The sequence below is a fragment of the Cellulomonas sp. JH27-2 genome (assembly GCF_014837175.1).
In the GTDB taxonomy this organism is placed as follows: Bacteria; Actinomycetota; Actinomycetes; order Actinomycetales; family Cellulomonadaceae; genus Cellulomonas.
Window position 1 is genome coordinate 157635 of sequence record NZ_JACYFR010000003.1, and the last position, 20009, is coordinate 177643.

Consider the following 20009-nt stretch of genomic DNA (forward strand, 5'->3'; position numbering starts at 1 on the left):
GAGACGTCTGAAACCGCAGTCATCGACTGCACCAGCAAGGAGGAAGTGTGACCGCGCTCAGCACCGAGGCAGCCAACTTCGGCTGGCTCCTGGACAACTTCGTCCGGACCGTGCCCGGCACTCGCCACACACTCGTGGTGTCGGCGGATGGCCTTTTGATGGCGATGTCCGAGCAGCTCGACCGCACCAGCGGCGACCAGCTCGCAGCCATCGTGTCCGGCATGTCGAGCCTGACCCGCGGGGCTTCGCGGCAGCTGCGTGCGGGGGAGGTGCGTCAGGCGATCATCGAGATGGACAACTTGTTCCTCTTCCTCATGAGCGTCTCGAACGGCTCCGTCCTCGCCGTGGTGGCCGAGTCGACCTGCGACGTCGGGCTCATCGGCTACGAGATGGCGATGCTCGTCTCTCGCACCGAGGCGACGCTGACCCCGCAGCTCATCTCCGAGATGCGCGGCCAGCTCCCCGTCGACGGTGCGGTCCGGGCACCGGTCGCCTGAACAGGACCGCCCCATGAGTGAGCACATCGAGTACGAGGCCAGAACGGTCCGGCCCTACGCCGTGACCGGTGGCCGCGTGCGCTCGGCGCGCTCCGACCTGCCTCTCGAGGCGCTGGTCGAAGCACTGCCGGACGCCGTGGGCAGTCATGGTCTGACACCCGAGAAGCGCGCGATCGTGCAGCACGCCGCGCACGACTACATCTCCGTCGCCGAGCTCTCGGCGCTGCTTCACCTGCCGCTCGGCGTGATCCGGATCCTCGTGTCCGACATGGCCGACCAGCAGCTTGTGCGTGTGCACACCTCACAGCCGGTCGAGGTCAACACCGGTGAGTCCCCCGCCCTGTCCCTGAGCGTGCTGGAGAGTGTTCTCAATGGCATTTCCGCCCTCTGACGCCGCGGTGGCCGCTCCGGCCGGTGCCGCCGCGTCTGTTGCCCCCACCACCGTCAAGATCGTCGTCGCCGGCGGGTTCGCCGTCGGCAAGACGACCTTCATCGGGTCCATCTCGGACATCGAGCCTCTGAACACCGAGGCCGCGATGACCGAGCACTCGGTCGGCGTCGACGACGCCGGCGGTGTGTCGGACCGCAAGACCACCACCACGGTGGCGATGGACTTCGGTCGCATCGCCCTGCCGGGGTCGCTGTGGCTGTACCTGTTCGGCACGCCCGGCCAGGACCGCTTCCTGTTCATGTGGGACGACCTGGTCCGCGGCGCCATCGGTGCCGTCGTCCTGGTCGACACCGACCGCCTGGACCAGTGCTTCCCGGCCGTGGACTACTTCGAGAGCCGTGGCATCCCGTTCGTCGTGGGCGTCAACTGCTTCGACGGCGTCGCCAAGCACCAGCTCGAGGACGTCCGCGAGGCGCTCGCCATCCCGGCGCACGTCCCGGTGCTCTACACGGACGCGCGTTCGCGCGCGGCCACCAAGCAGGCCCTCATCTCGCTCGTGCAGCTCGCCATGGAGCGTCTGCGCAACCGCTGAGTCCTGCTCACGCCGACGGCCGGCCCCCATCGTCGGGGGACCGGCCGTCGGCGTGTGCGGACGGCGGCGATGCCGCATGATCGGCGCATGACCGATCTGCTGAACCTCGGTTCCGAGGACTTCGTCTCCCTGACCACGTTCCGTCGCTCCGGCGAGGGGGTGCCGACGACCGTGTGGGTGGTGCGCGACGACGACCACCTGCTGGTGACGACGCCCGGCGGCAGCGGGAAGGTGAAGCGGCTGCGCAACGACCCGCGGGTGACGGTCCGGCCCAGCACGCGCACGGGCAAGGTGGCCGAGGACGCGCCGACAGGTGCGGGCACGGCCGAGCTGCGCACCGACGAGGCGACGAGCGCCCGCGCGAACGCGCTCTTCCGCGCCAAGTACGGCTGGCAGTTCCGGATCGCGCTGTGGTTCGAGCGCCGTGGGGAGAAGCGCGGCAAGCCGGGGCGTGTGATCGTGCGCATCGCCCCGGCTTGAGCGCCGGTCCGCGCGTGCCGGGTCGGCCGCCGGTCAGGCCCAGCTGAGCAGCGGCTCCCCGGCGGTCACGGTGTCACCAGGCCGAACCAGTAGCGTGACGTCGTCAGGCGGCGCCTCCAGCCCCACGACCGGGCACACGGCCGACCGGCCTCCGGCGGCCACGTCGTCGGGATCCCAGCTGACGATCACCTGGCCGGCCTCCACCAGGTCACCCTCCGCCGCGTGCAGCTCGAAGCCCGAGCCGCCCAGCTCGACTGTGTCGATGCCCAGGTGGACGAGCACGGCGCGACCGTCGCCGTGCTGGACGACGAACGCGTGCGGGTGCAGCTTGAGCAGCGCGCCCGCGACCGGGGCGATGACCTGCGAACGCGGTTCGCGCGAGGGGTCCAGGGCGAGGCCGGGTCCGACGAGCTCGGCGGAGAACACAGGGTCAGGCACGTCGCCGAGGCCCAGGACCTGGCCGGTGACCGGGGCGAGCACGGTCAGTGCGCCCATCAGCGCAGGTCCTCGATGTCGGACGCGAGGGTGTCGGCCTCGGGCCCGACGACGACCTGTACGGCCACCCCGGAGCGGACCACGGCGATCGCGCCGGCCGCCTTGAGGGCGCGCTCGTCGACGAGCGACGCGTCCGCCACCTCGATCCGCAGCCGGGTGATGCACGGCTCGAGGTCGAGGACGTTGTCGTCCCCTCCGAGCGCCGTCAGGATCTGCTCTGCCTTGCTCATGCGGTGGGCCCCTCTCCTGCGAAAAGACTGGTCACATCAGCTCGTCGAGATCGGTCGCGATCAGGTCCACGTGCGGCCCGACGACCACCTGGACCACCCGGCCCGAGATCATCACCCCGAACGCGCCGGCCGCCCGCAGCCCGGCCGCGTCCACGCGGCTCGCGTCGCGGACCAGCGAGCGCAGCCGCGTGGTGCACGGCTCGATCTCGTCGATGTTGTCGACACCTCCCAGCGCGGCCAGGATCGCTGTCGCCTGATCTTTGCCCTGTGGCTTCATCGCCGTCCTCCCGGTGCTGCAGTCACGTCGTCGGCGCCGGCGGTCGCCGGTCCGGGGGTGGTGGTGGCCGCGGCGTCGCGGCGGCGAGGGACGAGCGTGGGTCGCGGCGCGCGCAGCGGGACCCAGACGCTGTACCGGTCGGCGCGGTAGCTCGCGCGGGAGAACATGACGGCGCCGTCGACGGAGTACGTGCGGCGCTCGGCGCGGAGCACGGCCCGGGCGTCCGCGAGGCCCAGCAGCGACGCCTCGGTGTCGGTCGCGTCGCCGGCGGCGAGCGTGTCCTCGCCCCACTCGGGGGCCAGGCCGCGGGCTCGCAGCGCGTCGTACATGCTCGCCGGGGCGCCGTCGTCGAACAGGTCGGGGGCCTGCGCGACGGGCACCCAGACCTGCTCGATGCAGATGGGGGCGCCGTCGGCACTGCGGACGCGGTACAGGAAGTGCACCTTGTCGCCCGGCTCGATCTCCAGCGCGGTCGCGACGTCCGGGGTCGCCGCGACGGTCTGCGCGGTCAGCACGGTGGTGGCGGGTTCGAGGCCGCGGCGGCGCATCTCCTCGCCGAACGTCGTCAGACGCATCTCGAAGTCGATGCGCTGCGGCGCGACGAACGTGCCGCGTCCCTGCTCGCGGACCAGGACACCCTCGGTGACCAGGGCGTCGACGGCCTGGCGGACGGTCATCCGGGACAGGCCGAACTGCTGGCTCAGGTGACGCTCGGACGGGATCGCGTCGCCGACGGCGAGCTCCTGCGCAACGAGGCCCGCCAGGTGGTCGCGCACCACGAGGTACTTGTGCGCGCTGCCCTGCTCGGCCTCGTCCATGGCGCCTCACTCCCTCGTGTCGTGGCCGCGTCGACTTCTCGCCGTCGTCGGCCCCTCCAGCCTTGCGTCCGGGACGTCCGATCCGCACTGGTCGGAACGTGACCCTTGACACATCATGAGGTCTAGACCACTCTGCTCGCAACTGGCCTAGACCAGGAACCCCCAGCACGTCGTCGACACCCGAGGAGTGCTCCATGACCACCGTCACCGCAGACGCCACCAAGGAGAAGCGCGGCTTCCCCGGCCTCGCCCAGCTGCAACGCATCGGCCGATCGCTGATGCTCCCCATCGCGTCCCTGCCCGCCGCCGCGCTGCTGCTGCGCCTGGGCCAGCCGGACATGCTGGGCGCCGACGGCCTGGGCGCGCACGCGTCCTGGCTCCTGCCCGTCGCGGACGTGCTCGCCGCCGCCGGCAACGCGCTGTTCGCCAACCTCCCGCTCCTGTTCGCCATCGGCGTCGCCGTCGGTTTCGCCCGCAAGTCCGACGGTTCCACGGGCCTGGCCGCCGTCGTCGGCTACCTGGTGTTCAAGGGCGTCAGCGACGCGCTGTCACCGCACGTCCTCGGCAAGCCGGCCGAGGGCAAGGACCAGGAGCTCATCGACTACGGCGTCCTGGGCGGCATCGTCATCGGCCTCACCGCGGCGCTGCTGTTCCAGCGCTACTACCGGATCAAGCTGCCGGCCTACCTCGCGTTCTTCGGCGGCCGCCGTTTCGTGCCCATCGTCACCGCCGGGGTCTCGCTGCTCATCGCCGTCGTCGGCGCGATCATCTACCCCGCGTTCAACTCGGGCTTCACGGCCGTGGGCGACTGGGTCACCGGCTCCGGGCCGCTCGGCGCCTTCGTCTACGGGACGCTCAACCGCCTGCTCGTGCCGCTGGGTCTGCACCACATCCTCAACTCGCTGCCGTGGTTCCAGTTCGGCACGTACACCTCCGCGAACGGGACCGTCGCGCACGGCGACATCAACCGCTTCCTGCTGGGCGACCCCACCGCGGGCACGTTCATGACCGGCTTCTTCCCGATCATGATGTTCGCCCTGCCGGCCGCGGCCCTCGCCATCGTGCACACGTCCAAGGCCAAGAACCGCAAGGTCGTCGCGGGCATCATGGGCTCGGCTGCGCTGGTCTCTTTCGTCACGGGCGTCACCGAGCCGCTCGAGTTCGCGTTCGTCTACGTCGCCTACCCGCTCTACGTCATCCACGCGATCCTGACCGGCACGTCGATGGCGCTGGTCAACGCGCTCGGCATCAAGGACGGGTTCGGTTTCAGCGCAGGCGCGATCGACTACCTGCTGAACTTCCGGATCGCGACGATGCCGGTGCTCCTGATCCTCATCGGCCTCGGGTACGGCGTCATCTACTACGTCCTGTTCCGGTTCGTCATCACCCGCTGGAACCTGCGGACGCCCGGGCGTGAGGACGACGACGAGGAGGCCGCCGCGCTCGGTGAGCAGGCCGTCGAGGACCAGGCGGCCCCGCGCGCCCGGTCGGGTCGGGCGGCCGACGACGGACGGGCCGACGGCGCGTCGTCGAGCGCCGACGAACCGACGACGGTGCGATGACGGCGGTGACGGACCGGTCCGTGCTGCGGGGGGTCGCGGCGAGCCCGGGTCGGAGGGTCGGCGTGGTCGCGCGGATCGCCGACCCGGCGCCCGCGCCGTCCCCGGAGCCGCTCGCCACGTCCGTCGACCTGGCGGCCGCGGCGACGACGGTCGACGACGCCGCGGCGCGGGTCCGCGACCAGCTCGCCGCCGCGGCGGCCGGTGCGACGGGTGAGGCCGCGGAGATCCTCGGCGTCACCGCCGCGATGGCCGCGGACCCTTCGCTGGCCGACGAGGCGCGGCGGCGGGTGGTCGAGCAGCGCGCGAGCCCGGCGCGGGCGGTGTGGGACGCGGCCGAGCTGGTCGCGGAGCAGCTGCGCGCGCTCGGCGGGATGTTCGCCGACCGAGCCGGAGACGTGCGCGACGTGCGCGACCGTCTGGTCGCAGAGCTGCAGGGCGTCCGTCCGCCCGGTGTCCCCGACCTGCCCGATCCCTTCGTGCTGGTGGGCCGCGAGCTGGCCCCCGCCGACGCGGCGCGGCTCGACCCGGACCGGGTCGTCGCGATCGTCACGTCGGGCGGCGGACCGACGTCGCACACCGCCATCCTGGCGCGCTCGCTCGGGATCCCGTGCGTGGTCGCGGCGCCCGGCGCCGACACGCTCGTCGACGGCGACCACGTGCTGGTCGACGGGTCGTCGGGCGAGGTGGTGCGCGACCCCGACACCGCGCTCGTCGACCGCGTCGCGCACCAGCGGCCCAGGCCCACCCGCCTGGAACGGCCGGGCGCGACGGCGGACGGTCATCGCGTCCCCTTGCTCGCCAACGTGGGGGACGCCGCGGGGGCGGTGGCCGCGGCGGCGGGGGGCGCCGAGGGCATCGGCCTGTTCCGGACCGAGCTGGGCTACCTGGGCCGGGCCGCGGCACCGGGGATCGAGGAGCAGGTCAGGGCCTACGCGGCGGTGTTCGAGGCGTTCGCGGGCCGGCGGGTTGTGGTCCGTACGCTCGACGCCGGAGCGGACAAGCCCCTGCCGTTCGTGACACCGCAGGACGAGGCCAACCCGGCGCTGGGCGTCCGAGGTCTGCGCACGTCGCTCGCGCATCCCCACGTCCTCGAGGACCAGCTCGCCGCGATCGCGCGTGCGGCCGAGGCGTCGTCGGCCGACGTCTGGGTCATGGCGCCCATGGTGGCGACCGCGCAGGAGGCCGACGACTTCGTCGAGCGCTGCGCGGCGCACGGGCTCAGCCGCGCCGGGGTGATGGTCGAGGTGCCGGCCGCGGCGCTGAGGACCCGTCACCTGCTCGAGCGTGCGACCTTCGCGAGCCTCGGCACCAACGACCTCACGCAGTACGCGATGGCCGCGGACCGCGAGCTGGCCGAGCTCGCGCCGCTGTCGACGGCGTGGCAGCCGGCGGTGCTCGACCTGGTGGCCGCGGCGTGCGCCGGCGGCGCCGCCACCGGCCGCCCCGTCGGGGTCTGCGGGGAGGCGGCGGCCGACGTGGCGCTCGCGCCGGTGCTCGTCGGGCTGGGGGTCTCGTCCCTGTCGATGACCGCGCGGGCCCTGCCGGACGTCGCCGCGGTGCTCGAGACCGTCACGCTCGACGAGTGCCGGGACCTGGCCGACGTCGCACGGGCGTCCCGCACTGCGGACGACGCCCGCGCGGCGGTCCGCTCCCGGCTCCGGGTGCTGGCCGACCTGGGCCTCTGACCGGCCCCCAACCTGACGCGCGCCGCACCGCAGAAGCCACGACCGCACCCCAGACGCACCGACCGCACCCCACGGATGGGGCGCGGTCGGCGCGGACGAGGCGCGGTCGGCGACGCGGAGGTCAGGCCGGCTGGCGCAGGAACTGCTCGAGGGCGTCGATGGATGCGGCGGCGTCTGCGCCGTCGTCCGTGGTGCCCAGGACCACCTCGTCGCCGGCCGCGACGCCCAGCGTCATCACGGCCAGGATGGACGCGGCGGCCACGGGGTGCCCGGTGCCCTTCGCGATGGTCACCTTCACGGGCTGTTCGGCGGCGGCCGCGACGAACTGCGCGGCAGGCCGGGCGTGCAGGCCCTCGGGAAGTGCGACGACGACGGAACGCTGCATGGCCTGTGCCTCCAGGGGACGGGTCGACGATGACCTAGACGACTGTAGTGGTCTAGACCAGAATCCGATAGTGCCGCGCGTCCGGCCCGCGTGGTCGGACCACCCTGACCGCCATCCGGGATGGACGCGGGCGGCGGAGCGCGGCAGGCTCGGCTCGACAGCCGCCTCGCACGGGCGGGAGCCGCCCGGACGGACGATGCGATGGCCGAGCTCGACGAGGTCGCCGACGACCTCTACGCGCGACCTCCCGCTGAGTTCATCGCCGCGCGGGACGCCGCGGTCAAGGCCGCCCGGACATCGGGGGACAAGGAGCTGGCCAAGCGGGTCGCCGCACTCCGCCGACCCACCGTCTCCGCGTGGTTGGTCAACCTGCTCGTGCGCGCCGACCCGGACCTCCCGGAGCAGCTCATGTCGCTGGGCGAGGGTCTGCGTGCCGCCGAACGGTCGCTCGACGGCCCTGCGCTGCGTGAGCTGTCGTCCCAGCGACGGGCACTGGTGCGCTCGCTGGTGGGCGAGGCCCGCAGGCTCGCGCGACCCGCCGGGCAGCGAATCAGCGACGCGGCCGTGCAGGAGCTCGACGCGACGCTGACCGCCGCGCTGGCCGACGCCGCGACCGCCAGGGACGTCGTCTCCGGCCGGCTGACGTCCCCCCGCGCCTTCGTCGGGTTCGGCAGCGCTGTGCCCGACGGTGCCGTGCCCGACGGCTCAGCGCCCGACGGCTCAGCGCCCGACGGTGCCGTGCCCGACGGCTCTGCTCCTGACGGCTCTGCGCCCGACGGTGCTGCGCCCGACGGTGCTGCGCCGCCACGGCTTCGGCTCGTGCGCCCCGACGAGTCGCCGAAGCCCTCGTCGGGCACGGCACGTGGACCGGGCCGCGGGAAGCAGCGCGCAGACGCGGAAGGCGGGTCGCCTCGAGACGGCGGGAGACCCATCACTGCCGACGACGCCACGCCGCAGTCGGCGGCCGACGCGGCAGCCGCCGAACGCCGTGCACGCCGCGAGGCTCGGGAGCGCCGCGCTCGCGAGGAAGCGCAGGCCGCGTTCGAGACGGCGGAGCGCGCGGCCACCGAGGTGGGCGAGCGGCGCGCCGAGGCGACGCGGGTCCGCGACGACAGTGCCGCCGACCTCGAGCGGACCGAGGCGGCGGCGGAGGCCGCCCACACGGCAGAGGACGACCTGGTCCGCGAGCTCGCCGAGACCCGGCGCCGGCTCGTTGCGGCCGGCAAGGCGTCGGCCGCGGCCGACCGGGACGCCGATGCCGCGCGCCAGGCGCTCCGGCGCGACGAGCGCGAGGTCGCAGCCGTCGACCGGGAGCTGCGCAGGGCCGAGCGTGCCCGCGACGCGGCGGCCGCCGCCCGGGACGCGCTCCCGGGCGGCTAGCCGGATCGAGGCGTCAGAGCGACGCGGCGAGGGTGTCCGCGAGCGGCGTCGTCGGGCGTCCGATGAGCGTGCGCAGGTCCGCGGTGGCGTCCGCGAGGTCGCCGCGCGCGATGCCGGCGTCGAGGCCGACGACGAACCCGACGGTGCCCTCGTCGAGCCCGGCCTCCCGCAGGATCGCCGCCTGCTCGTCGCCGGAGACGGACCGGTGCTCGACGGGACGGCCCAGCACGTCGGCGGCCGTCGCGGCGAAGTCGTCGAACGTCCAGGCGACGTCGCCGCTCAGCTCGTACACGCGGCCCTCGTGGCCGGTGCCGACCGCGACGACAGCGGCGGCAGCGGCGTAGTCGTCGCGCGCGGCGCTGGCGACCCGACCGGTCCCGGTGCTGGTCAGGACGACACCCGTCTGGCGCGCCTGGTCCAGCGTGCCGAGGTAGTTCTCCGAGTACCAGTTGTTGCGCAGGATCGTCCACGCCAGGCCGGACTCGCGCAGCAGGCGCTCGGTCTCGCGGTGCTCGGGGACCAGCAGCAGGTCGCTGGTGTCGGCGTGGGGTGCGCTCGTGTAGACGACGCGGCCGATGCCGGCCCGGCGGGCAGCATCGATCGCGGCGGCGTGCTGCGGGACGCGCTGACCGACCTCGGAGCCGGAGACCAGGACCAGCACGTCGGCGCCGGCGAAGGCCGCGTCGAGACCCGCGGCGTCGTCGTACGCGACGGCGGCGGTCCGCACGCCCTGCTCGGCGAGCTCCGCGAGGCGCCCGGTGTTGCGGCCGGTGGCGACGATCTGGTCGGGCGCGGTCCCGTCCGCGAGCAGGTGCTCGACGACGAGGTCGCCCAGGTGTCCGGTGGCTCCGGTGACGACGACGGTCATGACGTGCTCCTCCATGGTGCTGATGTGTTCAGGGGGCGTAACCTGCCGATGTCGTCGAACCTTCCGGATCGTCGGTACCCACTTCTACGTCAGGTACGCACCTCATGGTGAGTCAGCAGGTCAGCGCGCTGGAGCGCATGCTCGACAGCGGAAACTTCTCCAGCGGATGCCCCACCCGCGTGGTCCTGGACCACGTCATGAGCCGGTGGGGCGTCCTCATCCTCGTCGCGCTGTCCGACCGCCCGACGCGCTGGGGCGAGCTGCGCCGCGTCGTCGACGGCATCAGCGAGAAGATGCTGGCTCAGACCCTGCGGACCCTCGAGGCCGACGGGTTCGTCCATCGTGAAGTGACAGCCAGCATCCCGCCGCGCGTCGACTACTCCCTGACCGGGTCCGGCGGCGAGCTCGTCGAGCGGCTGCTCCCGCTGGTCGACTGGGTCACCGAGCACGCACCCGCCATCGTCGGGCGGTCCTGACCCGAGGCCGTCGCACCCGTCCTGCCGACGTCTGCCCACGCCAGAGCGCCGATACGGGATCATGAGGACGTGATGACCGACCCCGACGCGCGGATCTACGCGGACGGGTCTGCGCTCTCGCGCTACCTCGACGGAGCACCGTTCGGCGAGGCCTGGAAGGCCTGGGCCGACGAGCACGGCGACGAGCTCGTGACGTCGCCGCTGGGCCTGAGCGAGCTGCGCGGCATCGCCAGGATGCGCGGCGGCTCCGCACCGGGGAAGGCCTTCGAGGTGGCCGGTCGCATCGAGGTCCTGCGCTTCTCGGACCAGTCGGTGTCGCGGGCCACCGACGTCGCGGGCGTCCTGCCACCTTTCGTCGCCCTGCACGCCGGGACAGTCCGCGCATATCCGCAGGTCACGGCCGTGGCGACCTACGACGTCCACCTGGCCCGCGTCACGGCCCTGTACGGCGTCCGCGTCGTGACCCCGGGCCGCGAGAACCGCTGGTGGGACCGCGATCCGACCCCGTGGACCCGCTGACCGCTGCGCGAACCAGCGATCACGCACGCCTCGCGGCCGTTGACCGCCCCAGGATCGCTGGTTCGACGGCCGGCGCCGCTGAGCCACGGCTGAGGAAGTGTCTCTGTGGGCTGCCGATGACGTCGGCGCGGGCGACGATGGAGCCGTGAACCTCAGCTCCCTGCGGCAACGGGCCGGTGATGCGCTGTTCGCGCGCGTCGCGGGGCCGGACGGTCCGGCCGCGCGCGACCGCATCCACAACGCACCCGGGCCCCGCTGGTTCGCGGAAGGGTCGCCGGTTCGCATCGTGCACGGGGATGCGTCGATGTTCGTCGGCGGCGTCCGCGCCCTGCTGCTGCAGGCGCTGCACCCGGCCGCCATGGCGGGCGTGGCGGGGCACTCCGGCTACCGCAGCGACCCGTGGGGGAGGCTCGCGCGCACCAGCACGTTCCTGGCGGTCACGGCGTTCGGGACGGCCGACGACGCGCAGGCGGCGGTCGACCGTGTGCGCGCCATCCACGAACGCGTGCGCGGGACGTCGCCCGAGGGTGTCCGCTACCGCGCCAGCGACCCCGACCTGCTGCGGTGGGTGCACGACGCGGAGATCGACAGCTTCGTCACGGCACACCGGACGGTCGGCCACCAACCGCTCAGCGACGCCGGGTACGACACGTACGTGGAGGAGATGGCGACGGTCGCCGAGCGGTTGGGCGTCATGGACCCGCCGACGAGCCTCGCGGAGCTGGCCGCACAGCTTGACGCCTACCGCCCCGAGCTGCGCGTCAGCCCGCAGGCGAGCGACACGATCGACTTCCTGCTGCACCAGCCGCCGCTGCCCTGGGCGCTGCGACCCGGGTACCGCGGCCTGACGTCGTGCGCGGTGACGACCATGCCGGACTGGGCGCAGGACATGATCGGCTGGCACCCGCGCGGCGGCCGGCGAGCGGGCCGGCTGGCCACGCGCGCCATCCGCTGGTCGCTCGCGGCGACCCCGGACGCCCCGCGCGAGCACGTCCCGGCCTGACCGCGATGGGCGGAGGGCGCGGGATTCGAACCCGCGGAGACGGGGATACCGCCTCTCTGGTTTTCAAGACCAGTGCCTTCGGCCGCTCAGCCAGCCCTCCGTGCCGGCGGAACCGGCCCCCGAGTCTCCCACAGGGCGTCGGAAGCAATCGGCGCCGTCCGCCGTTGCCCTGAAGATGCGAGCAATCACCTACAACCGCTACGGCGGCAGCGACGTCCTCGAGCTCACCGACCTCCCCGACCCGAAGGTCGGCCCCGACTCGGTCCTGATCCGCGTGAAGGCCGCGTCGGTCAACCCGGTCGACTGGAAGGTCCGCGCCGGCTACCTCGACGCGATCATGGACGTCGACTTCCCGGCGATCCCGGGCTGGGACGTGGCGGGCGTCGTCGAGCGCGTCGGCCTGGACACACCGGAGTTCAAGGTCGGCGACGAGGTGTACGGGTACGTCCGCAAGGACTGGCTGCAGGGCGGCACGTTCGCCGAGCTCGTCGCGGCCCCCGTGCGGACCATCGCGCACAAGCCTGCGTCGCTGAACTTCGAGGAGGCGGCCGCGGTGCCGCTGGCCGCGCTGACGGCGTTCCAGACGATCGAGCGCACGGGCGTGCGCGACGGCCAGACGGTCCTGGTCCATGCCGCGGCCGGCGGGGTCGGTGGGTTCGCGGTGCAGATCGCCAAGGCCCGCGGCGCGCGCGTCATCGGGACCGCGTCCGAGCGCAACCACGAGCACCTGCGCGCCCGCGGCGTGGAGCCGGTCGCGTACGGCGACGGCCTCGCGGACCGCGTGCGGGAGCTGGCGCCCGACGGCGTCGACGTGGTGCTCGACTACGGCTCCGACGACCTCGTCGCGACCACCCGTGCCGTGCTCGCCGAGGGTGGGACCGTGGCGTCCATCGTCGACGCCGCCGCCCGCGACGAGCTGGGCGGCCACTACGTGTGGGTGCGGCCGAGCAGCGCGGACCTCGACTCCTTGACCGCGCTCGTCGAGTCCGGCGACCTGGTGGTCGACGTCGCGGAGGTCTTCGACCTGGCGGACGCGTCCGCGGCGCACGACGCGAGCGCCGGTGGGCACGTGCGCGGCAAGGTCGTCGTCCGCGTCTGACGCCGGCGGTCCTAGGCTCGTCGTCCATGAGCGACGGCGAGCCGACGGACACCCGGACCCAGTACGAGCGGGTGCTCGCGGGCGACTGGTACGAGGGAGACGCCGAGATCGCGGCCCTGACGGCGGCCGCGCAGCGCCGAGCTGCGCGGTTCGCCGAGCTCGCCGCGACCGACGAGGACGCGGCGCGCGAGGCGCTCGCGGACCTGCTCGGCACCTTCGGCGAGGGCGGCTGGATCCGCCCACCCATCCACGTCGACTTCGGTCGCCACACCCACATCGGCCCGCGCACGTTCATCAACTTCGGCCTGGTGCTGCTCGACGTCGCGCCGGTCCACATCGGCGCCGACTGCATGATCGGCCCGAATGTCCAGCTCCTGACCCCGATCCACCCGGTCGAGCCCGAGCCCCGCCGCGCCAAGCTCGAGTCGGCCCGACCGATCACGATCGGCGACAACGTCTGGTTGGGCGGCGGCGTGATCGTGTGCCCCGGCGTGACGATCGGCGACAACACCGTCGTCGGCGCAGGATCTGTCGTCACCAAGGACCTGCCCGCGAACGTCGTCGCCGTCGGCAACCCCGCCCGGGTGACCAAGCACCTGTAGCCGCGCGGGCGGGCGCGGACGCACCTACGCTCGGGCCGTGCCCCGTCCCCGGATCCACCTCACCGCCGCCGACGACGCCGTCCGCGCGGGCCTCGCCGCCCTGCGGGCCGAGCTCGACATCCCCGACGAGATGCCCGCGGCGGTCGTCGACGAGGCGCGCGAGCGCGTCCGCTCGGGCCCGCTGCCCGCGAAGCGCATCGACGCCACCGACGTCCCGTTCGTCACCATCGACCCCGCGGGGTCCACGGACCTGGACCAGGCGCTGCACCTGTCGCGGCGCGGCCCCGGCTTCCGGGTCCGGTACGCGATCGCCGACGTCGCCGCATGGGTGGTCCCCGGCGGCGCGATCGACACCGAGGCCCGCAAGCGCGTCGTCACGCTCTACGCGCCCGACGGCCGCACACCGCTGCACCCCACGGAGCTGTCCGAGGGTGCCGCGAGCCTGCTCGCGGGCCAGGACGCCCCGGCGGTGCTCTGGACCATCGACCTCGACGCGGACGGGATGCCGGAGCACGTCGAGGTGGCGGCCGCGACGGTCCGCAGCCGCGCGCAGCTCGCCTACGACGACGTGCAGAAGGACCTCGACGCCGGCACGGCCGACGAGTCCCTCGCGCTCCTGCCGGTGATCGGGAAGCTCCGCCAGGCGGCGGAGGAGGCGCGCGGCGGCATCACCCTGCCGACGCCCGAGCAGGTCGTCGAGCGCGACGGCGACCAATGGGTCCTCCGCAGCCGCACCACGCTGCCCGTCGAGGACTGGAACGCGCAGATCTCCCTGCTGACGGGCATGAGCGCGGCGCGGATCATGGTTGACGCCCGCATCGGCGTGCTGCGCACCCTGCCGCCGGCGGACCCGCGGGACGTGGACCGCCTGCGCCGCGTGGCGGCCGCGCTCGGCGTCGCCTGGCCCGCAGGCCAGGAGCCCGGCGCGTTCCTGCGCGGCCTCGATGCGGCCGTTCCCGCCCACGCGGCCGTGCTGACTGAGGCGACCTCGCTGCTGCGCGGTGCCGCCTACGTCGCGTTCGACGGCTCGGTTCCCGACGCGTCGACCCATGCCGCGATCGCCGCGCAGTACGCGCACGCGACCGCGCCGCTGCGCCGGCTGGTCGACCGGTTCGTCGAGACCCTGTGCGTGTCGCTGGCCGCGGGCGACGAGCCCGCCGACTGGGTCCGCGAAGCGCTGCCCGGCCTGCCCGCGCTCATGGCCGGCGGCGACCGGCGCGCGTCCGCCTACGAGCGCGGCTGCCTGGACCTCGTCGAGGCCGTGCTGCTCGACGGGCACGTGGGGCAGGAGTTCGACGGGGTGGTCGTCGACCGGCGCGACGACGGGCGCGTCGGTGTCGTCCAGCTGGCCGACCCCGTGGTCCGCGCCCGCATCGACGGGGCCGACCTGCCGTTGGGCCACGCCGTGCGGGTGCGGCTCTCCGCGGTGTCCGTGCCGGACCGTCGCGTGGAGTTCGCGCTCGTGTGACGCGGGAGTCACCCGCCCCGTGCCGGACCACCTCCGCGGGTGAGGCAGACTCGGACGGTGCAGACTCGAACCGTGCAGACCGGGACGTACGACGAACGCGACGAGCAGCCGGTGGCCTTCGAGGAGGCCGTGAGCATGTGGGCGCTGGCCGCCCGTGACGTGCTCGTCGAGACGGCGGGCGAGTATCACGCCGTGGTCCGCTACCCCGAGCTCGGCGAGCGGGTGCAGACGGCGTCCGGAGTGCGGACCACCAAGTCCGTGTTCCAGTGGGTCGACGAGGTGCTGCTGCGCGTCTCGGCGGAGTGTGCCGCCCGCGACGAGCCGCTGCTCTCCTCCCTGTGCGTGCGAGCCGACGGTTCCATGGGACCCGGTTACGCGCGCGCGGTGACGGCGTCGAGCGGCCGGCGACCGTCGGACCCCGACCAGCACGCGGCTGACGAGCGTCTGCGCTGCTACCAGGCGTTCGGTGCCGAGCTTCCCGCCGGTGGCGGGGTCGCGGGCCGCCCGACCAGCGCGCTGCGCCAGGCGCCGGTGCGTGCGTCCGCGACCCGCGTGCCCGGCTCGCCGCGGGCGTCGGCGGGTGCCGCGTCGCGTGACGGTGCGTCGGCCGGTGGGTCGTCCGCAGGGACGGCGACGAGTCGGTCGACCGCGGCGCGGGCCGCCAAGGACCCCTCGTCGGCCCCGACCCGCAAGACCACCGCGACGCGTGCTGCGGCACCCGAGCCCCCCGCACCCGCGGTCTGCCCGACGTGCTTCACACAGCTGCCCGCCACCGGGGTCTGCGACAACTGCGCCTGACGTCTTCCCGCGGACGCGCCGGCGTGGCACGTTGAGCGCATGGCGACCTTCACCACCGTCCTGGCGCAGATGGGCAACAACGTGGGCATCGAGGTGCCCGACGACGTGATCGCGGAGCTCGGCGCCGGCAAGCGACCGCCCGTCGTCGTCACGCTCAACGGCTTCACCTACCGCTCGACCGTCGGCGTCATGGGTGGGCGCTCGCTGATCCCGGTCGCGGCGGCGATCCGTGCGTCCGCCGGCGTTGCGGGTGGAGAGGAGCACGAGATCACGCTCACGCTCGACGACCAGCCGCGGACCGTCGAGGTCCCCGACGAGCTGGCGCGGGCGCTGGACGCCGCAGGCGTGCGCGAGGCCTTCGACAAGCTCGCGCCGTCGCGCCGCAAGGAGGCCGTCCGGTCGGTCGTCGACGCGAAGGCTGAGGCGACCCGCGACCGACGCATCGCGGCCGTCGTCGCCTCCCTCGCGTGATGGCGTCCGCCCGCGACACGGCGCCGCGGGTGCTCGTGGAGTCGGTCGAGCAGTGGCGGGAATGGCTGTCCGAGCACCACGCCGACGAGCCGCCCGGCTGCTGGGCCGTGACGTGGCGCGCCTCGTCGGGCGAGTCCGTGGTGACCTACGAGGAGCTGGTCGAGGGCGCGTTGTGCTTCGGCTGGATCGACTCCTCCGGCAAGTCGCTCGATGACCGCCAGACGATGCTGTGGTTCACGCGCCGCAAGCGGGGCAGCGGCTGGGCGGCGACCAACAAGGCGCGCATTGAGCGGCTCGAGGCTGCGGGGCTCATGGGGCCGGCGGGGCGCGCGATGATCGACGCCGCGAAGGCCGACGGGTCCTGGACCCTGCTCGACTCGGTCGAGGCGCTGGAGGTGCCGCCCGACCTGGCCGCCGCGCTGGATGCGCTCCCCGGTGCACGTTCCACGTGGAACGACTTCCCCAAGAGCGTCCGCCGTGCCCACCTGGAGTGGCTGGTGCAGGCGAAGCGTCCGGCGACCCGCGCATCCCGCATCGAGCAGATCGCCACGGACGCGGCGAACGGCATCCGCGCCAACCAGTGGCCCCGTACGAGCCCCTGACCCCTGCCCGCCACCGCGACTGATCCACGCATCGGCGCGGGACGACGCGAGGCCGGCGCCGGGACCGTTGTCCCGGGGCCGGCCTCGCGGTCGTGCTGCGGCGTCAGGCCGCGATGGCGCCCTCGGCCGGGAGCTCGTCCTTCTTGGCCGTGATCATCACGGCCGCGATGATCAGGGCGAGGATCAGCATGCATGCCGACCCGATCCACGCGACGTGGAACCCGGCCACCTCGGCGGTCGCCTGCAGCGCCTTGGACGCGGGGTCCCCACCGGCGGCCACGAGGTCGGCCACCTTGTTCGTGGTCGCCGTGAGAGCGAACGTGTTCAGCAGGGCCAGGCCCAGCGAGCCACCGACCTGCTGCGACGTGTTCAGCACCGCCGAGGCGATGCCGGCGTCGTGCCCACCGACCCCGATGAGGGCCGTGCTGGACGCCGGGATGAACACCGCGGCCATGCCGAGGCTCATCACGACGAGGCCCGGGAACACCGCGCCCCAGTACGACGACGTGGGCGACGTGCGCAGCAGCAGGAGCAGACCGGTCGAGGCGAACACCAGGCCGATGAGCATCAGCGGCTTGGGGCCGACGCGCGGGAGCAGCTGGGCGACGACGCCGGCCATGATGATGATGCCGAACGAGAAGGGCAGGACGGCCATGCCCGCCTTGAGGGGTTCGTACCCGAGCACGCGCTGCAGGTACAGCGTCATGAACAGGAACATGCCGAACAGGCCGGCACCCACCAGCAGGAAGATCAGGTAGGACGCACCGCGGTTGCGGTTCAGGACGATCCGCAGCGGCAGCAGCGGGTTGGCGACCTTGCGCTCGACGATCACGAAGGCGACGAGCGCGACCACGGCCGCACCCAGCCACGCGAGCACCACGGGGTCGGTCCAGCCCTGCGTGTGGACGGTGCCGTCCGCGTCGGTGACCTGCTTGGCGGCCTCGGTGAAGCCGTACACCAGCGAGACGAGCCCGACGATCGACAGCACCGCACCGGGGATGTCGAACCGGGTGTCGCCGTGCGCCTTCGACTCACGCAGCAGCGGGATCGCGAACGCGACCGTCACAGCCGCGATCGGCAGGTTGACCAGCAGGCACCAGCGCCAGTCGAGGTACTCGGTCAGGGCGCCACCGGCGATCAGGCCGATGGCCGCGCCACCGCCGGAGATGGCACCGAAGACACCGAACGCGCGTGCGCGCTCCTTGCCCTCGGAGAACGTGACGGTGATCAGCGAGAGGGCCGCCGGCGCGAGCAGCGCGGCGAACGCACCCTGCAGGGCGCGGGCGCCGTAGAGCATGCCCTCGTTCTGGGCCAGGCCGCCGAGCGCGGACGCGCCGGCGAAGCCGATGAGGCCGATGATGAACGCGCGCTTGCGGCCCATGTAGTCGGCGATGCGGCCGCCGAGCAGCAGCAGGCCGCCGAAGGCCAGCGTGTAGGCCGTGATGACCCACTGCAGGTTCTGCGGCGCGATCTTGAGGTCGTTCGCTGCGTCAGGCAGCGCGATGTTCATGATCGACGAGTCGAGGACGATGATCAGCTGTGCGATGGCGATGACCGCGAGGATGATCCACCGACGCGGGTCCGGCTCCTCGTGATGCGCCTCGACGGGAGGCTTGGTGACGGCGACTGCCGCGACGGGTTCGGACACGGGTACTCCAAAGGGGAAACGAGTGGGGAGGCGACGTCGCCGTGCTGCGGATGGTCCTCGCGTGGTCCGAGGACGTGAGTGCGGGACTGTGCTGCCAGACTCTGTCACGAGCCACTGACACGACGTGTCGCGCGAGCCGCCGGCCTGTCCCCGGCGGACTCGGTCCACCCAATCCGAGACTGGCCGGTTCCGTCAAGCGGATTGGCTGTGAGCGAAATCGCAGGTCATCCTGCGAAAAAAGGTTGCCTGAACGATTCGTCCGCACCTGTGCCGCCGGACCGAGGTCCTGCGCATCGCCGGCGCGGCGCGCGATGATGGACCGGTGCCGACCACGCCGGACGACGACGAGCTCGACCTCATCCGCCGCTCGGGCGCAGCTCTGCGCGCCGGCCGGCTGAGCCTCGCGGCGGGCACCGGGAGCTACCGCGTCAAGGCGTCGATGGCGCGCCTCGCGCACGCGATGGGCGTCGAGCGCCACCAGGCCCACGTGACCCTCACGGAGATCACGGCGACCTCGCACCGCGGCCTCTCGTTCCGCACGGAGGTCGCCGAGGTCCGCAACGTCGGCATCAACGCCGACCGCCTCGCTCGCCTGGAGCTCATGGTCACGGACGTGGAGCAGCGCTCGCGCCAGGCGGAGGCCGCGCCCGACGAGGTCGAAGCGCGGCTCGACGACATCGAGGCCGTCGGCCCGTTGTACCGCCCGCTGCTGAACGCGCTGTGGTCCGGCATCGCGTGTGCCGCGTTCGCGTTCCTCAACAACGGCGGCGTCGTCGAGGTCGCCGGCGTCTTCGTCGCCGCGAGCCTGGGGCAGGCCGTGCGCCGGGCCCTGCTGCACCGCGGCTGGAACCAGTTCGGCGTCACGATGCTGGCCGCCGCCGTCGCCTGCTTCACGTACCTGGCGCTGGTCACCGCACTGCACGGCGCCGACGTCATCACCACCCGCCACGAGGCGGGCTACGTCTCCGCGGTGCTGTTCCTCATCCCGGGGTTCGCGCTGGTCACGGGCGCACTCGACCTCGCCCGCCTGGACTTCTCGGCCGGCGTCTCCCGCCTCACCTACGCCCTCATGATCCTCACCTCGGCGGCGCTCGCGGTGTGGGGTGTCTCGAGCGTCGTCGGCCTGGCCCCCGTGCCGCCCGCGCCGCTCGACCTGCCCACCTTCCTGCTGTGGGTGCTGCGTTCGCTGGCCAGCTTCGCCGGCGTCCTGGGGTTCGCGCTCATGTTCAACAGCCCGTGGCGGATGGCGGTGACTGCGGCCTCCGTCGGCGCGGTCGCCAACCTGGCGCGCCTGGGCCTGGTCGACGCGGGCGTCGCCATCCAGGCGGCCGCGGCCGGCGCGGCCCTCGTCGTCGGCCTCCTCGCCGCCTACGTCGCGCCGCGCATCCACGTCCCGCGCGTGACGATCGCCGTGCCGGCCGTCGTCATCATGGTCCCGGGTGCCGCGGCCTACCGGGCCGTCTTCTTCCTGTCGGAGGGCCAGACCGTGCAGGCGCTCGCCTACGGCGTCCAGGCGGCGCTCGTCGTCGTGGCGCTGTCCATCGGCCTGGCCGTCGCGCGCATGCTGACCGACCCGACGTGGGGCTTCGAACGCTGAACGCGCAGGTCAGCGCGGCAGTCCGAGCGCGTTTTGCTGCCCGACGACCCGCCCAGGTACCCTGTG

24 protein-coding genes and 1 tRNA gene are annotated in these 20009 nt (G+C 73.4%); 17 read left to right on the forward strand and 8 right to left on the reverse strand.

What is annotated here, in order from left to right; translation table 11 throughout:
- The first annotated feature begins 47 nt into the window (after positions 1 to 47).
- The 4 genes from IC607_RS09765 to IC607_RS09780 all read left to right on the forward strand — a co-directional run bounded on the left by IC607_RS09765 (position 48) and on the right by IC607_RS09780 (position 1960).
- Entirely contained in the window at positions 48 to 497 is a 450-nt protein-coding gene (locus IC607_RS09765) for a roadblock/LC7 domain-containing protein (protein ID WP_191787203.1), read from the forward strand.
- Positions 498 to 510: 13 nt separating this feature from the next.
- Positions 511 to 888, forward strand: coding sequence for a DUF742 domain-containing protein (locus IC607_RS09770; protein ID WP_191787204.1), 378 nt, complete (start codon positions 511 to 513; stop codon positions 886 to 888).
- Positions 869 to 1480, forward strand: a complete 612-nt coding sequence (locus tag IC607_RS09775) for an ATP/GTP-binding protein (RefSeq protein ID WP_191787205.1) — start codon at positions 869 to 871, stop codon at positions 1478 to 1480. Before IC607_RS09770 ends, IC607_RS09775 begins: the two co-directional genes overlap by 20 nt.
- 87 nt (positions 1481 to 1567) lie before the next feature.
- A complete protein-coding gene (locus IC607_RS09780) occupies positions 1568 to 1960 on the forward strand; it encodes a PPOX class F420-dependent oxidoreductase (protein WP_191787206.1) in 393 nt (130 codons plus the stop codon).
- 33 nt (positions 1961 to 1993) lie between these two features.
- Here the strand turns inward: IC607_RS09780 and IC607_RS09785 are convergent, their stop codons facing one another.
- Genes IC607_RS09785 through IC607_RS09800 form a run of 4 tightly spaced genes read right to left on the reverse strand, consistent with a single transcriptional unit; the run spans position 1994 to position 3780 of the window.
- A complete protein-coding gene (locus tag IC607_RS09785; RefSeq protein WP_191787207.1) occupies positions 1994 to 2455 on the reverse strand; it encodes a PTS glucose transporter subunit IIA in 462 nt (153 codons plus the stop codon).
- On the reverse strand, positions 2455 to 2685 hold the full coding sequence (locus IC607_RS09790; protein ID WP_191787208.1) for a glucose PTS transporter subunit EIIB: 231 nt from the start codon (positions 2683 to 2685) through the stop codon (positions 2455 to 2457). Before IC607_RS09790 ends, IC607_RS09785 begins: the two co-directional genes overlap by 1 nt.
- Positions 2686 to 2716: 31 nt before the next feature.
- Complete coding sequence (locus IC607_RS09795) at positions 2717 to 2962, reverse strand: glucose PTS transporter subunit EIIB (protein WP_191787209.1); 246 nt, start codon at positions 2960 to 2962, stop codon at positions 2717 to 2719.
- A complete protein-coding gene (locus IC607_RS09800) occupies positions 2959 to 3780 on the reverse strand; it encodes a GntR family transcriptional regulator (RefSeq protein ID WP_191787210.1) in 822 nt (273 codons plus the stop codon). Before IC607_RS09800 ends, IC607_RS09795 begins: the two co-directional genes overlap by 4 nt.
- Positions 3781 to 3974: 194 nt before the next feature.
- Between IC607_RS09800 and IC607_RS09805 the strand changes: the two genes are divergently transcribed.
- Both IC607_RS09805 and ptsP read left to right on the forward strand, forming a co-directional pair.
- The gene (locus tag IC607_RS09805; protein WP_191787211.1) at positions 3975 to 5342 is read left to right on the forward strand and encodes a PTS transporter subunit EIIC; all 1368 of its coding nucleotides are present in this window, start codon (positions 3975 to 3977) and stop codon (positions 5340 to 5342) included.
- Entirely contained in the window at positions 5339 to 7027 is a 1689-nt protein-coding gene (gene ptsP / locus IC607_RS09810; RefSeq protein ID WP_191787212.1) for a phosphoenolpyruvate--protein phosphotransferase, read from the forward strand. The genes IC607_RS09805 and ptsP overlap by 4 nt, the downstream gene beginning before the upstream one ends.
- Before the next feature lie 121 nt (positions 7028 to 7148).
- Here the strand turns inward: ptsP and IC607_RS09815 are convergent, their stop codons facing one another.
- Positions 7149 to 7412, reverse strand: coding sequence for an HPr family phosphocarrier protein (locus IC607_RS09815; protein ID WP_191787213.1), 264 nt, complete (start codon positions 7410 to 7412; stop codon positions 7149 to 7151).
- A gap of 201 nt (positions 7413 to 7613) precedes the next feature.
- Between IC607_RS09815 and IC607_RS09820 the strand changes: the two genes are divergently transcribed.
- Positions 7614 to 8792, forward strand: coding sequence for a hypothetical protein (locus IC607_RS09820; RefSeq protein ID WP_191787214.1), 1179 nt, complete (start codon positions 7614 to 7616; stop codon positions 8790 to 8792).
- 13 nt (positions 8793 to 8805) lie between these two features.
- Here the strand turns inward: IC607_RS09820 and IC607_RS09825 are convergent, their stop codons facing one another.
- Positions 8806 to 9660, reverse strand: a complete 855-nt coding sequence (locus IC607_RS09825; protein ID WP_191787215.1) for an SDR family oxidoreductase — start codon at positions 9658 to 9660, stop codon at positions 8806 to 8808.
- Positions 9661 to 9764: 104 nt separating this feature from the next.
- Here IC607_RS09825 and IC607_RS09830 point away from each other — a divergent pair, with 104 nt between their 5' ends.
- The 3 genes from IC607_RS09830 to IC607_RS09840 all read left to right on the forward strand — a co-directional run bounded on the left by IC607_RS09830 (position 9765) and on the right by IC607_RS09840 (position 11658).
- Positions 9765 to 10136: a helix-turn-helix domain-containing protein gene (locus IC607_RS09830; protein ID WP_191787216.1), complete on the forward strand. Its 372-nt coding sequence runs from the start codon at positions 9765 to 9767 to the stop codon at positions 10134 to 10136.
- A 72-nt stretch (positions 10137 to 10208) separates the two neighbouring features.
- A complete protein-coding gene (locus tag IC607_RS09835; protein WP_191787217.1) occupies positions 10209 to 10655 on the forward strand; it encodes a PIN domain-containing protein in 447 nt (148 codons plus the stop codon).
- 145 nt (positions 10656 to 10800) lie between these two features.
- The gene (locus IC607_RS09840; protein WP_191787218.1) at positions 10801 to 11658 is read left to right on the forward strand and encodes an oxygenase MpaB family protein; all 858 of its coding nucleotides are present in this window, start codon (positions 10801 to 10803) and stop codon (positions 11656 to 11658) included.
- Between the two features lie 10 nt (positions 11659 to 11668).
- On the opposite strand, the gene IC607_RS09845 is transcribed toward IC607_RS09840, so the two are convergent.
- Positions 11669 to 11758, reverse strand: a tRNA-Ser gene (locus tag IC607_RS09845).
- A gap of 75 nt (positions 11759 to 11833) precedes the next feature.
- Between IC607_RS09845 and IC607_RS09850 the strand changes: the two genes are divergently transcribed.
- The 6 genes from IC607_RS09850 to IC607_RS09875 are packed head-to-tail and all read left to right on the forward strand — an operon-like array spanning position 11834 to position 16698.
- On the forward strand, positions 11834 to 12757 hold the full coding sequence (locus IC607_RS09850) for an NADP-dependent oxidoreductase (protein ID WP_191787219.1): 924 nt from the start codon (positions 11834 to 11836) through the stop codon (positions 12755 to 12757).
- Between the two features lie 26 nt (positions 12758 to 12783).
- On the forward strand, positions 12784 to 13359 hold the full coding sequence (locus IC607_RS09855) for a sugar O-acetyltransferase (protein WP_191787220.1): 576 nt from the start codon (positions 12784 to 12786) through the stop codon (positions 13357 to 13359).
- Between the two features lie 37 nt (positions 13360 to 13396).
- Positions 13397 to 14827: an RNB domain-containing ribonuclease gene (locus tag IC607_RS09860; RefSeq protein ID WP_370526121.1), complete on the forward strand. Its 1431-nt coding sequence runs from the start codon at positions 13397 to 13399 to the stop codon at positions 14825 to 14827.
- Between the two features lie 57 nt (positions 14828 to 14884).
- Complete coding sequence (locus tag IC607_RS09865) at positions 14885 to 15625, forward strand: hypothetical protein (protein ID WP_191787221.1); 741 nt, start codon at positions 14885 to 14887, stop codon at positions 15623 to 15625.
- Positions 15626 to 15664: 39 nt separating this feature from the next.
- The gene (locus IC607_RS09870; RefSeq protein ID WP_191787222.1) at positions 15665 to 16096 is read left to right on the forward strand and encodes a YdeI/OmpD-associated family protein; all 432 of its coding nucleotides are present in this window, start codon (positions 15665 to 15667) and stop codon (positions 16094 to 16096) included.
- Positions 16096 to 16698 carry a YdeI family protein gene (locus tag IC607_RS09875; protein WP_191787223.1) on the forward strand — a complete coding sequence of 201 codons (603 nt, stop codon included), beginning with the start codon at positions 16096 to 16098 and terminating at the stop codon, positions 16696 to 16698. Before IC607_RS09870 ends, IC607_RS09875 begins: the two co-directional genes overlap by 1 nt.
- A 103-nt stretch (positions 16699 to 16801) precedes the next feature.
- Here IC607_RS09875 and IC607_RS09880 read toward each other — a convergent pair whose 3' ends face one another.
- Complete coding sequence (locus IC607_RS09880; RefSeq protein WP_191787224.1) at positions 16802 to 18346, reverse strand: MFS transporter; 1545 nt, start codon at positions 18344 to 18346, stop codon at positions 16802 to 16804.
- Positions 18347 to 18668: 322 nt separating this feature from the next.
- On the opposite strand from IC607_RS09880, the gene IC607_RS09885 reads away from it, so the two are divergent.
- Positions 18669 to 19943, forward strand: coding sequence for a threonine/serine exporter family protein (locus tag IC607_RS09885; protein WP_191787225.1), 1275 nt, complete (start codon positions 18669 to 18671; stop codon positions 19941 to 19943).
- The last annotated feature ends 66 nt before the right edge of the window (positions 19944 to 20009 follow it).

Coding starts and splice junctions, on each gene's coding strand:
- IC607_RS09780 (WP_191787206.1), top strand. CDS start 1,568: ATGACCGATCTGCTGAACCTCGGTTCCGAGGACTTCGTCTCCCTGACC.
- ptsP (WP_191787212.1), top strand. CDS start 5,339: ATGACGGCGGTGACGGACCGGTCCGTGCTGCGGGGGGTCGCGGCGAGC.
- IC607_RS09795 (WP_191787209.1), bottom strand. CDS start 2,962: ATGAAGCCACAGGGCAAAGATCAGGCGACAGCGATCCTGGCCGCGCTG.
- IC607_RS09785 (WP_191787207.1), bottom strand. CDS start 2,455: ATGGGCGCACTGACCGTGCTCGCCCCGGTCACCGGCCAGGTCCTGGGC.
- IC607_RS09870 (WP_191787222.1), top strand. CDS start 15,665: ATGGCGACCTTCACCACCGTCCTGGCGCAGATGGGCAACAACGTGGGC.
- IC607_RS09790 (WP_191787208.1), bottom strand. CDS start 2,685: ATGAGCAAGGCAGAGCAGATCCTGACGGCGCTCGGAGGGGACGACAAC.
- IC607_RS09855 (WP_191787220.1), top strand. CDS start 12,784: ATGAGCGACGGCGAGCCGACGGACACCCGGACCCAGTACGAGCGGGTG.
- IC607_RS09850 (WP_191787219.1), top strand. CDS start 11,834: ATGCGAGCAATCACCTACAACCGCTACGGCGGCAGCGACGTCCTCGAG.
- IC607_RS09825 (WP_191787215.1), bottom strand. CDS start 9,660: ATGACCGTCGTCGTCACCGGAGCCACCGGACACCTGGGCGACCTCGTC.
- IC607_RS09805 (WP_191787211.1), top strand. CDS start 3,975: ATGACCACCGTCACCGCAGACGCCACCAAGGAGAAGCGCGGCTTCCCC.
- IC607_RS09835 (WP_191787217.1), top strand. CDS start 10,209: ATGACCGACCCCGACGCGCGGATCTACGCGGACGGGTCTGCGCTCTCG.
- IC607_RS09820 (WP_191787214.1), top strand. CDS start 7,614: ATGGCCGAGCTCGACGAGGTCGCCGACGACCTCTACGCGCGACCTCCC.
- IC607_RS09875 (WP_191787223.1), top strand. CDS start 16,096: ATGGCGTCCGCCCGCGACACGGCGCCGCGGGTGCTCGTGGAGTCGGTC.
- IC607_RS09775 (WP_191787205.1), top strand. CDS start 869: ATGGCATTTCCGCCCTCTGACGCCGCGGTGGCCGCTCCGGCCGGTGCC.
- IC607_RS09770 (WP_191787204.1), top strand. CDS start 511: ATGAGTGAGCACATCGAGTACGAGGCCAGAACGGTCCGGCCCTACGCC.
- IC607_RS09830 (WP_191787216.1), top strand. CDS start 9,765: ATGGTGAGTCAGCAGGTCAGCGCGCTGGAGCGCATGCTCGACAGCGGA.
- IC607_RS09800 (WP_191787210.1), bottom strand. CDS start 3,780: ATGGACGAGGCCGAGCAGGGCAGCGCGCACAAGTACCTCGTGGTGCGC.
- IC607_RS09815 (WP_191787213.1), bottom strand. CDS start 7,412: ATGCAGCGTTCCGTCGTCGTCGCACTTCCCGAGGGCCTGCACGCCCGG.